The sequence below is a fragment of the Alcanivorax sp. MD8A genome (assembly GCF_002888555.1).
Taxonomy (GTDB): Bacteria; Pseudomonadota; Gammaproteobacteria; order Pseudomonadales; family Alcanivoracaceae; genus Alcanivorax.
Genome location: NZ_AQOQ01000015.1, coordinates 54,610 through 66,971 on the forward strand (window position 1 = coordinate 54,610; position 12,362 = coordinate 66,971).

Genomic DNA, 12,362 nt, shown 5'->3' on the forward strand with positions numbered 1-12,362 from the left:
CCTCAGAAAATGAAGATGCCTCACACTTTATTTCTTGAAAACACCAATCACCTGACCCTTGTCGGTTACAAGCAAAGAAGTAATTCTCTGCTTGTCCATCAGATAGAGGGCGTCCTCTATGCGTGCCCCCGAGGCAATACAGGCGGGATCAGGTGTCATGACGTCATTCGCAGTGACCTGAAACAGGTTGTCTCCGTATTTCTGTACTGCACGTCGAATGTCCCCATCCGTGACAATACCCAAGCCTGCAGAAGACTGCACAATGGCGATACCCAACCCTCCAACGCCAATGGACTCAATCAAATCAAGCACAGACGCCTCAGGGGCTACCAACGGCAACCTCTCTGCTACCATTTCATCATTCACCGTAGAGAGCAGACGCCGCCCGAGGGAACCACCAGGATGGAAACGGGCAAAATTTTCAGGTTTGAAATCCCGAGCCTTCATCAACGTCACCGCAAGGGCATCCCCCATTGCCAAGGTCGCCGTCGTGGAAGCGGTAGGGGCCAACTGCAATGGGCACGCCTCCTCCTCTACCGAGATGTCCAAGTGGCTATTTGACGCCTTTGCAAGGGTCGATTCAGGGTTGCCCGTCAAAGAGACGAGATAATTACCGTTGTCTTTCAGGAAAGGAATCAACTTCACAACTTCACTGGTTTCACCGGAATTGGAGATCGCAACAAAGACGTCATCCGGGGTCACCATACCCAGATCACCGTGATAGGCCTCCCCAGGGTGCATAAAGAAACTCGGCGTGCCGGTGCTGGCAAGTGTCGCTGCCATTTTTTTTCCAATGATGCCAGATTTTCCCATGCCGCAAATAATGCAACGACCTGACGACTCCAGAATTGCAGAAACACTATCCACAAAATTCTGGTCAATACGTGAAGCAAGGTTGGCAACCGCATCAGATTCAACGCGAAAGACGTCTTTGGCGGTTTCTAAAAAAGCATGTGTAGTCATGGGCATATTCAGCAGGGTTGATTTTCAGAGGGTAGACGGTTGCATAATATCTGACATCGTCTGAAAGTAGCGCTCGGGCGTAAACCGAGTGCAGGCATCGGCATAGGCCCTTTTCGCGGTCTGTTCCGCAAGGCCAGGATCACGGAAAAGATTCTCAATGCGTTCACAGGCTTCAGCAGGAAGATCAAAAAGCCAACCATTGTCTTCGTGCTTAACAACATCAACATTGCCCGCGCAACGGGAAGCAACGACAGGGAGCTGAGAATACATAGCCTCGATGACAGAAACGGGCATCCCTTCCCAATGAGCGGTAGACACATAGACACCGGCAAGACGCAATTGCTCGCAAACCTCACTACGCTCCAGCCACCCCGTCACCCTAACGCCGGCATCAACCAGAACCTTCTTGAGTTCAGGATCGCCATCACCAATCCAGACAAATTCCACATCCGGCATTATCGTTGAAAAAGCACGAGCTATTTCTGCATACTCCCTGGGCCCTTTCTGAGGTCGTATTCCACCAACGGTCATCACGGTTTTGGCCCGTTTCGAAGTTTCAACCGAGACGACAGGCGGCATTTCAACTGCATTTTCAACCAGTCTACATTCGCGGAAGGGGATATAAGCTTGAATGATTTTTCTCTCGCTTTCTGAGCAAGCCAAATAGGTGCAGCGCTTTAGCGCAGCGACCCATTCGAGAAAGAGAAAAATCGTTTTTTTAAATTGACCGGCATCCTTTCTCATGAAAGAAATACAATGAGGAATATAAAATAAACGAAACTCCGACCCGATAAGAAGAGATGAAATACGACCTATAAAACCAGCAAAAGAAGAATGAAGTATCACCACAGACACCCCAAAACTTTTAAGCAACTTCCTAACTATAAAAAAGCTTATTAATTTACCCTTAAGAGAAGACATATCAACTTTTATTAACTGAACGCTTTCGCCAAACATTTCAGAAATGTTTTTGGGCGTCTCTTCTCTTTCCGAATAGATAACTAGCACTCTTGCGCCGCCACTGGCCTGTTTTCCAGCAAGCATAGCAGCCATTGACAACGTCCCAGTTGCCGAAGCTTCAATAATATGAACGAACCTATCTGGCATGATTAATACTCAATATCCGATGCCTCTCTCCCTCTCTTCTCATCACTGAAGATGTACCCAGAAAGGCTCCAACAATAAATGCAAACATGGGATCTAAAGGGCGAGGGGTAAACAAACCATTAAAAAGAACCAACAAGACCACCACACCTAAAGATCGATTCAGTGTGTTGCCAGCAGTCGGTCTCTGTAGAGACACTTTAAGTGCAGGAACCAGAATACATAAAACGTAAATCAGAAGCCCCACCGCACCCATTTCGTAAAAAATATCTATAAAAATATTATGAAAATCCAAGAGAGAAAGGTCTTCAAAATAGCCAAAAGAAGCGAGAGAGCCTATTCCTCTCCCCAAAAAAACCTCCAGAAAGCTAAACTTCTTAATTTCCTCAGCAGCAACAAACCACAATTCTAATCGACCGGATCCCAACTCTTCGTAAAACTCATATGAAAGCCCTAAGAGAATCACTGCGATCCCAATCGCTCCCACAACAAATCCGACAATTTTCACCTCAGACCTAAACCTGACGAATGTAGCGATAACAAAATATAATAAGACGAGAAGGATGGCACCGTTCACCTTGGACACCAGCGCATTCATGAGAGCAAACACCAAAATCAAAAGAACATATTTCTTATTCTCTGAAAGCCCCCATCCCAACAAAGAAAAAATAGCCACCCATGTGACTTCACTATTAACGTTATACCCTGGATTAAAAAAGTTCCACGGACTCCTAGGGTGAGCGCCGCCAGAAAAGAACATTGAGACGATCACATCCAGATATAAAAGGTTTTTCAGAAAAACCAGAAAAACCACCAAGTAAACACTGACAGTAAAGGCGGATATCAAGTCTTTTTCGGGAAACCTTTTAGCTATTGAAAACCCGATCAAGAAACAATAGAGCCAAAAAATATGTCTAGCAAGATAGTAGCCAGAAAATTGACCACTATAAAGGAACTGAATAAAGACAGTCGCAACTGTAGATGCAAAAAAAAGCAAAAAGAATTTGTTTAAAAAGGCTGCTCGGCGTATCGAGGGCGCAAACAAAAGGGATGTCAAATGAAAAACTTTCGCACCCGCCAAACCAAGCGGAATAACCTTAAAAGAAAGAGGAACAAACAAAAGGGAAAATATTAAATCACTTTTCCTAACTCGCATTAAGCTGCTCGACTCAGAACATTTTCTGCATCCAACCGGGAAATCTTGGACTCAGAAAAAAAATCAATATTAATTAAAAAAGAAAAGATGTAGCGCTTAAGCCTATCGTTATTGAAATGAGAGAAATACGACCGCCCCAAGAATTCAACATTTTTACCAAGAATCAGCGCTTCAAGCCCTACAGTAGAATTGATTGTATATACCTTAGACGACGCCCTTATTAAGTCAAAAGTATTTTCATCTGTTACAGAAACATTACTCATACCAAGAACAGCTTGGGCTAAATACGAAGTATCTCTTTCAGCGGGATGAGGCTTTACCAAAAGACAGCTCTCTCGGCTTGATATTAATCGAATAGCATCAACATTATCGACATCACTATTGATAAGAATCTGAGAGTCATTACTCACTTGCAAAGGAAGAAATGCAAAAAGACCAACTTCGGAGTGCTTAACATAGTCCACCTTGACTTTATTCTCATTCTTATAGCCAAGATAATTCTTTATTTTTAAAACCGGACTTCCAAAGTAATTATTCCCAAAAACTGCCGAATAAAAAAAGTCAATTAAGGCAAAAGCACCCAAGGCTTGCTTCTTCGCCTGGGGGGCAACATAGCTTGGTTTTGACTTCTCAGCAACGTAGTTTTCCGTCCATTCAGAAAACTCTTTATCAGAAGGCAAATCATATAAATCAAGCAATAATGGGTCCCTGTATAAAGACGATTGGGCATTTACGCCTTTAGGATCCACAAAAATCTTTCCTGGCAAGTTAGCTATTTCGAGAAACAAAAGTTTAGTTTCCGGATAATGTTGTTTTATTGCTCTCGCAGCCACACCTGATACACTTGCGCCATTCCAAGTCAAAACATAGACATCTTTATTTTCTTCATCGGTGAACACTGCCGATTTCACAGCATTAAAAACTTCACAGGCCCTATCCCTAGCTTTTCTTATGGGCATGGCCCCCAAAGCTACAGCTTTAGTTGCCTCAAGCTCAGCATCAGAAACAGACAATTTCTCACCATGCTTTCGCCAGCCAGTTAAAAACGCCTGATATCCTAACAGCTTGGCTTTGAAATAGACTGACGGCAGTGCTGTCACAAATACACAATGGCCACCAATCGCGGCAGCGAATCTAAAAAAAAATTCGCCAGCCTTGTCGTACTCTACCAAAAAAACTATTTTCCTATCTTTCATAACCCAACAGCTCAAAGTCTTTTCTGTAAATACGGTATAGCTTATCCATAGCCACCCTATTTAAGCGGCTACTAGAGCCCCGCTTACCCCTATTCACATACTCCAAATTACGCCCAGCAGCAAAACGAATAGAGACCTCTTTAAAGTCAGCATCAAGACTCTCAAGACGACACAACTTATCAACCACCAACTTATCCTCCTTATCAAATACAAAATTATGCTGAGGATAGAAATGGGCATTTCGGAGAGCAAATCCCTCATCAAATGCAGCTATAACAAACTCGTTAACCCCTCCCTCAAATTCAGAGAGGTAGGCCCCAACAGTAGCATCCGCACGCCCTTTTCCACCTGTAACCAGATAATCAAATGCGGAAACAAACCTATCGAATGGATGCCTACAAACAGAGATTTTGTAAAATTCTGAGAACCAACGCGGATTGTATTTTTGATAAATTTCATAAGGGTAATGCCCGACCCTATCTGTACCAAGCAACAGCTCTCCTACACTAGAACCAGCCGCTTTTGGTATATGTATGAAAATTAACTTCTTATCACGGCTCTGCTGACTGTAAACCGGAGGGATACCTGTTGCCTCCCTTAACCTCAGCCCCCACTTCAGCGGCATAAACCTGGGAATGTGATATCTGGAATAATAAAAACTCAATTTAATTCTCCCAAAACGCCAGATCCCGTGACAAAAGCTGTTCCAACTCCATATTCTTTTCTCTGTAATGGCTCACCAGCTTGGCGTTGGGAGATTCCTCGTTACTGCGCTTTCCATTAATTGATATATAAAAATTCTTAATCTTGTTTCTTAACTTTCCATCTGGAAGCAATCCAGACAAGAACCGTGCGACGACATGAAACACTTTAGACTTTGCTGCATAAGAGGCATTATCGACATTAAAAACCAAAGAATCGACAAAGTCGGTGCTAATCCCCGTCCACTCACAGATATCTTTAACTACAGAGTCAGGATTCGCCTTCAAATCATCAAGCAAAACCACTTTCACCCTGTCTTTGCCTAAATCCTCGTACCACCTCTGCAAATATAAGGCATAATTGCCATGCTCTAGAGCCTGTGAAACTTGCTCATTTTCGCTAATTAATTCGCCATTCAGAAGCGCATCAATATATTCTTCATACGTTATATCTTTATCACTCTGATTAACCTTGAAGAAATAGTTGTAATTAGACTTTACTCTTTCAACAGGATTTCTCAGAACAAAAACCACTTTCGTATTTTTATTCGAAAAAAACTTTCTGGCGGTTTCAGAGTATAAATAAACAGCACAGCCTTCCATTAATAGCTGCCCACTCTTTCGCTCACCAAAAAATCGCGTGTAGCCATCAACCCCTTTATTAAGGTAAGAGTCAGAATTAAAAAGCCAGCTTTCCTTATCAAGAAGAAAATTGGTTTCTTTCTTGCTTGAAGGAATAACTTCAGGAGACTCAGACATCCACATGAACAAACTAGTGGTTCCACTTTTGGGGGCTCCGCCCACCACCAAGTCTGGTATTATCACATCCGACATTTCTTCAAACCGCCAACAAGTTTAGTAAGCCCCACTCTTGCCGAAAACCACACCGACAGTCTTAAAAAGAATTTCAATATCCGATCTAAAACTCCAATTTCTTACATATTCCACATCCATGCTGATACGCTCATCGTAACCAACATCATTGCGCCCACTCACCTGCCAAAGGCCTGTCATACCTGGGCGCACGGCAAAATAGTAGTCCGCACCCGCACCATATCGCTTGATTTCTTCATCGATAACCGGTCGAGGTCCAACCAGACTCATCTCGCCTTTAAGCACATTAAATAGCTGTGGCAGTTCATCCAGCGACGTCTTACGCAGAAAAGCGCCAATAGTCGTTATGCGCGGATCATTCTTGAGTTTAAAATCTTTTTCCCATTCGGCACGTGCGATGGGGTCATTCTCCAAAAGCTCATGAAGTACTTCCTGAGCATTCACTACCATGGTTCTAAACTTCAAGCATTTGAAGGGCTTCCCCTCCACGCCGATACGCTCATGGCCAAAAATAATCTGCTTGCCCGAAGCGCGAACCAGGCACGCGACGACGATCAGAAACGGCATTAACATTGTCAGCAATACCAACGCGCCAAAAAAATCGAATAATCGTTTCATGCTGCGTTTTAGGGGACTATCGAGAGGCAGTAGAGGCATCGTCGCGTTATTTGTTTCCATGACCTTTCGCTCCTGAGTGCCTGTGGCACATCCCTAGAGTCGAGAATACTGAATTCCGGCATTACCCAGCCTGCCGTATTCATTGAATACAGCCCTACCGAAATATTGAGGAAGAAACAGGGCCCTAAAGGGCCCTGTGATACAGAAAGAATAACCGACTTGCCTTGGGGGCAAGTCGGCCCCTTGAACTCGAAAGTTCAAGGATTCAGGGCATGGGATTAGATCACACCACCAGAGCCACCGGTTGCACCAGTACCGCCGGTAGAGCCACCGTCGCCAGCATCGCCCAACTCGTCTTCGATAGCTTCGTTGGCTGCATCTTCATCCGTCTGCTGTGCTTGTAGCTCAGCATTGGTTACGGAGATTGGCAGCACAGAGATCGTGACATTGCTCTCATCCAAAGCGGAGATAGCCGCTGCATCAGCCAGCCCCGAGGTGGCGGTATCCACCTCAGACTTGATGGTTGCGATAACGCTTTCCAGCTTTTCAGCCAGCAAGGACGCCGCCGCACCCGGGGTTACACCGGCACCTTGCGCCTGAGTGATAATGTTCGGCAGGTTGGTGAGTAGCTCGTTAGAGAGAATCTGATTCATCAGGTGAATCTTGGCCGCAGTGATCTTGTCGGCTTCTGCCCCGCTGCCCGTTTTGGTCGCAATCGGGTCGTAGTCAGTCAGATCCACACCACCCAGACCCAGGGTCGTCGACAGCTCGGTGGCAGCTTCAGCTTTCAGCTGCGCCAGAGTACGGGTATCGCCCCCAGCCAATTTCGCCTGGATTTTGGCCTGAATAATGGTGGAGTACGCGCTGACGGTTTTGCTGCCTGCCGGAGCCAGGAATTTCAGGCCCGTCCCAACTTTGACACCTGGGTTATCGCTATCCTCGGTATCGGCAGTAGACTCCAACACCAGCGGGTACTTGGCCTGGGTAGCCGTCAGGCCAGTGATGTTGAAGTTACCGTTTGCATCGGTTGTGCTGCTGGGATCGCTGGCGTCGCAGGTCTTGTTCAAGTTCAGGTCGATACAGACGGTGGCGCCGATCAGGTAACCGTCATAGGCCAAACCTGCGGATGAAGAAGTCGAACCGCCAGACCCCGGCTTGTCGTCATCATCATCATCGAAGAAGCAACCTGTCAGCACCAGGGTGGGAGTGAGAATCGCTGCAGCAAGCAGGTTACGGCTGAAACGCCCTTTTGATTGAGAAAAACGCATAGATAAACTCCTGTTTTCCGTTAACTTTTGGGCTTTCACCCAATCCTTGATTACCCCTGTACGCTTTAACTAGCTCTGTAGTACTACAGAACTATCTACACAACAGGTTAATTAAGCAACATTTACGCCAATTTAAGCCAATACTGTGTCGTAACGATTAAAAACTAGCGATTCGGCAACCTCCCCCTGTTCATGTACAGGTTCTGCAGAGGATTTGCAGAGCGCAAAATTGCAGCCCCACCGAAAGATATGAAATTACGCTCACTAATGCGTGTCTGAACCCCGTAGTTCCAGTCCGGGTTACCCTTAATCTGCAGGTAACGCCACTGCTTGTCTTTAACAGGAGTAAGGGGAATAACCCAGCCAAGACCGACAAACTCAGCATCGGTGTTTTTGTAGGTAAGCGTGAACGCATAGTCACCGAACCAGAAGCGAGTATCCACCCGCACACCTGTATCTTCGGCAAAGAATTGTCCGCCATATATGTCGAACTGCACGTCCATGTCTGGGTTGTAATAGCTATAACGAGCCAGTCCTTGCTCTGTCACATTTTCTGTTTCTGTATGCTTGAATTGCCCGCCAAGGAACCCAAGACTATGGCGGCCATTGGGGGCAAACAATACCGTTTCATTCAGGACGCCATCATAATCGAAGGCATAACGGCCTGCATGAAAACTTGTGTAAAGAAGGGAATGCAGCTTGAAGGTTTGCTGAGCCTCTGCTTCTACCAGATCCGTCCGCTGGCGGTTGTTGTAGTAGGCCCCGCCTTCCTCAAAATCATCGGATTGATCAATTTCGACATTGTAGGTGGCAGAGACAAGTGCGCCTTTCCACAGCGACAGGGACAACTCTGAGGCTACGCCCAACGAATAATCCCAGACGCCGTAATCGGTAGCAACACCGGTCGTAATCGTTGGGGCGATTTCCAGTCGCGGTTTCCAGGCTGGTCCGAAGGACCCGGAATAGGACCACTCAGGCAGTTCTTCCGATTGCCAGAAATCCGCTTGGGGAAAACGACTGCCGGCCAAATCCTGCCCTGGATCGGCATCGAGGTTAAGCGTTCTCTCGACGACGGGAATCCCCTGATTCAACAGCTGAAGCCTTGCCATTCGGTGAACCTCAGCATAACGACGAACTGTCTGGGCAACGTCGTGAATAGAGTCTCGCTCATCCCTGTTATAGAGATTATTTTCCCAGCGCACCCATAACGTATCGCCCTTGCTTCCGACTTTCACTCTCTCGTACCCAGCCTGAACCAAACGTTTGCCGACCAGTGCTGCCTCTTGTTCCACTGATAGCTCGCGCTCTTCAACGCCCTTGACTTCGAGCTCCACCGACTGCCGCGCCAACTCATTAGCGGGTTGTGTTATCGCCACCTTCGCTGACTCGACAGCGCCGGAATCTGAAACCGGCATCGTTTCGTCAAGTAAACGACGCTTTCTTGCTGCATTGCCATAAGGAATCGAAAGCCCAACCGAAACGAAATGGCGATCGTTGTCGTCATCACCTTGATCACTGAGCAGCACTTTCCCTTTTAGTTGTACCCCACCAGGCAACCATTTAGCAGGCGTAGTGACACCAAGTCCAAAGCGTACATTTCGGCTATCGTATTCAGCAATCACACTACCCCAGTCAAAGGGTCGGTACTCCACTGCACCAAAAGCCCCGCTCAGGTAACGCTCTTCAATATCGGTTTCACCGTAACCCGCCGTTATCTCAAATGGCCCGAATTCGCGCCCAACTGCAGCATAAGTTGAATCAAAGAAATTCACTTCACCGCCAATGTCCTGAATGCCGACCGACGCGGTAAACCAATCCTCAGGAATGAACGGAATTTGCAGTTTGGCGTTGGCGGATAAATCCCGAACTTCTTTCCCGTCAACAAACAAATTGGTATGGGTGTTCTCCCAGATTACCCGACCGCTGATTTCCACATTGGGAAATATCCCCATGACACCAGAGACGTTATCGTAGTACTCGTAATTGCCGCGGATGAACCCCTGATTGGAATATTGCACATCCATGGTGCCATGTTCCAACACCCTGGAAGATGGCACATTCAGAAAACCACTGTAGCCCGGAAAGGCAACATCCGGTCCGGCAGCATTAGCGCTGCTACCCGCCACCAGACAGGCCATGTAAACCGTGCCCGGCAGATGCCGGATCAATCTGGGCTTGGTCATTTTTCGGTTCGCGGGTTGCGGCAAAACGTGACTCCCTTTTCAGTGTCTGCGTGGGGATTCAGGGTTTAAAGGCATCGCCATGCGAGCATGGCTCCTACAGTCGCATTAACATAGGTTAGCTGTTGGTGTGGTCTGGGCCATAGCCGTAGGCGTAGTAGCCGTACTCATTACTGGCCAGGCTTTCCATGCAATTGAGGATGACCCCTTTGATGGCGATGCCATGCTGCTCGAAACGCCCTACGGCTACATCTACCTCTTTGGCAGAGTTACGCCCAAAGCGGGCGACTACCAAAGAGGTGCCTACGCTTTGTCCGACAATCGCGGCATCGGTAACTGCAAGAATCGGCGGTGTATCTACCAAAACCAGATCGTACTCACCAGAGAGTTTCTCAATCAGTTGCCCAAAACGTTCGTGCATCAGCAGTTCTGAAGGGTTAGGCGGAATCTGACCACGGGGAATAAAATCCAGCTTCTCCTGCCCACCATTATGAATCACGGCATCCATCTCTACCTGGCCTGACAACCAATCGGACAGACCGGGGGTCTGCCCATTTTCGAAGTAACGATGCAGGTGGCCTTTACGCATATCCGCATCGATCACAATCACACGTTGACCAATGGAGGCGAGCACTTCGCCCATATTGGCGCTGATAAAGGACTTGCCGACTTCCGGGCTGGGGCCAGAGATCATCAGCACATTGTTACCCGCTTCCATCATGGCAAAGTGCAATCGGGTCCGCAGGCTGCGCAAGGCCTCCACAGCCAAGTCCGCCGGATTGGTACGGGCCAGCAATGGGATATATTTATTTTCTGATTTTCGCTTTCGAGCTTTAAAAATTTTCTGGTCCTGTTTTTGCTGTTCTTCAGACAAAGGAACACTGCCGTAAACAGCAATCCCTAGTTCCTCCAGCTGCTCAGGACTTTGAATACCCCGATGAAGCATCGCACGAACGAGCACATAGCCAACAGCAAGCATTGCGCCAACAAGAATCGAAACAATCACTACTACAGCCTTTTTCGGCTTTACCGGATTTGCCGGCACCATTGCATCATCAATGATTCGTACATTACCCACTGTACTGGCTTTCATGATGCGCAATTCTTGCACCTTGTTGAGCAGCCCAACATAAATCTGCTGGTTAACCTCTACATCACGCATCATACGCAATACTTCCTGCTGGGTTTCCGGCAGGCGTTTGATGTCTGCTTCAATCTGGGCTTTTTCCTGTTGCAGGGACTGACGCTGGCGAATCAGAGTGCGGTAGGCAGGGTGAGACTGCGTAAAACGTGAGGAGATTTCACTTTCCTTGATTTTCAGCTCGTTGAGTTGAGCGTCCACAGTGACAAGGCGCTCTAAAGTCGACTGTGTTTCGAGAGTCAGGTCGACGGACTCGTTTTTAAGCCGATACTGATTGAGCGCTTCCTCTGAGCTCATCAGTTTATCCTTTAGCTCTGGCAGCTGCTCGTTCAGGAATTCCAGGCTATTTTCAGCTTCTGCAGCGTTACGCTGAATATTTTGAGTAAGGTAAACCTCGTTGATCGCGTCAAGCACCTTACGGTTTTTTTCCCGAACCGGACCTTCATAGCTTATAGCTAAAATCCCAGTATCTTTGCCACGCTCAGCAATGGCGAGATTCTGTCGAATACCCTCAATAACAGCCAGGCGCTCTTTCTGTACTAATAGCAAGTCTTCACTACCCGGCTGCCACTGGCCGATTACCAACCGCAGTCGCCCTTGCATACCACTAATAGGCTGCCCCACAGGTCCTTCTGCTACCAATTCATCCTCGTAATACAGTTGCGCATTGCCATTTTCTGATGCGCGCAACGTGAAAACTTCATCCTGCCACTCTTCCGGCACAGAGAAGTGTTCAATGGTGACGAAGGTTTCCGAATCCCGGAAGCCTGCAAACAAGGGGCGAGCACGGCTATCTTCCAGCGGTGCAGGGGCGCCAAATTTACCCAGTATGGGAAGACGGTCCGGTTCCAGCATCACCTGCATATTGAAGCGGTCGATAACTTGCCCCAGCACCATACGAGAGCGAATCAATTCGATTTCTGCAGAGGCTGACGACTCTTCTGCGAACATTTCACTGATTTCTTCAAAGCCGGGTACGCCACTTTGCTTTTCTTCCACTTGCAGCAGCGCATCGGCCTTGTAGATCGGCGTGGCCAGCAAGGCATAAGCGACACCAAGGCCCCCTGCCAGTACGGTGATCGCAATGATCAGGCCCAGGTGATCTTTCAATACCGCAATCAGCTTGAGCAGGTCGATTTCATCATCGCTAGTGCCGTGATGCGGTTGCTGGGCTTGGCGTGTTTCTGTCATTCCCTGTTAT

General features: G+C 47.4%; 10 protein-coding genes. All 10 read right to left on the minus strand.

The window, feature by feature from the left end; genetic code table 11:
- Positions 1-27: 27 nt before the first annotated feature.
- The gene (locus tag A15D_RS09795; RefSeq protein ID WP_102791785.1) at positions 28-963 is read right to left on the minus strand and encodes an SIS domain-containing protein; all 936 of its coding nucleotides are present in this window, start codon (positions 961-963) and stop codon (positions 28-30) included.
- A 24-nt stretch (positions 964-987) separates the two neighbouring features.
- Entirely contained in the window at positions 988-2,070 is a 1,083-nt protein-coding gene (locus tag A15D_RS09800; RefSeq protein ID WP_102791786.1) for a glycosyltransferase, read from the minus strand.
- On the minus strand, positions 2,060-3,223 hold the full coding sequence (locus tag A15D_RS09805; protein ID WP_102791787.1) for a hypothetical protein: 1,164 nt from the start codon (positions 3,221-3,223) through the stop codon (positions 2,060-2,062). Before A15D_RS09805 ends, A15D_RS09800 begins: the two co-directional genes overlap by 11 nt.
- Positions 3,223-4,419: a hypothetical protein gene (locus A15D_RS09810; protein WP_102791788.1), complete on the minus strand. Its 1,197-nt coding sequence runs from the start codon at positions 4,417-4,419 to the stop codon at positions 3,223-3,225. The genes A15D_RS09805 and A15D_RS09810 overlap by 1 nt, the downstream gene beginning before the upstream one ends.
- The gene (locus tag A15D_RS09815) at positions 4,409-5,083 is read right to left on the minus strand and encodes a sulfotransferase family 2 domain-containing protein (protein ID WP_146026867.1); all 675 of its coding nucleotides are present in this window, start codon (positions 5,081-5,083) and stop codon (positions 4,409-4,411) included. Before A15D_RS09815 ends, A15D_RS09810 begins: the two co-directional genes overlap by 11 nt.
- Position 5,084: 1 nt before the next feature.
- Entirely contained in the window at positions 5,085-5,954 is an 870-nt protein-coding gene (locus A15D_RS09820; RefSeq protein WP_102791790.1) for a sulfotransferase domain-containing protein, read from the minus strand.
- 21 nt (positions 5,955-5,975) lie between these two features.
- A complete protein-coding gene (locus A15D_RS09825) occupies positions 5,976-6,632 on the minus strand; it encodes a sugar transferase (protein WP_102791791.1) in 657 nt (218 codons plus the stop codon).
- Positions 6,633-6,850: 218 nt separating this feature from the next.
- Entirely contained in the window at positions 6,851-7,840 is a 990-nt protein-coding gene (locus tag A15D_RS09830; RefSeq protein ID WP_102791792.1) for a hypothetical protein, read from the minus strand.
- 164 nt (positions 7,841-8,004) lie between these two features.
- Positions 8,005-10,023 carry a YjbH domain-containing protein gene (locus tag A15D_RS09835; protein WP_102791793.1) on the minus strand — a complete coding sequence of 673 codons (2,019 nt, stop codon included), beginning with the start codon at positions 10,021-10,023 and terminating at the stop codon, positions 8,005-8,007.
- Between the two features lie 115 nt (positions 10,024-10,138).
- The gene (locus tag A15D_RS09840) at positions 10,139-12,352 is read right to left on the minus strand and encodes a polysaccharide biosynthesis tyrosine autokinase (protein WP_102791794.1); all 2,214 of its coding nucleotides are present in this window, start codon (positions 12,350-12,352) and stop codon (positions 10,139-10,141) included.
- Positions 12,353-12,362 lie beyond the last annotated feature (10 nt).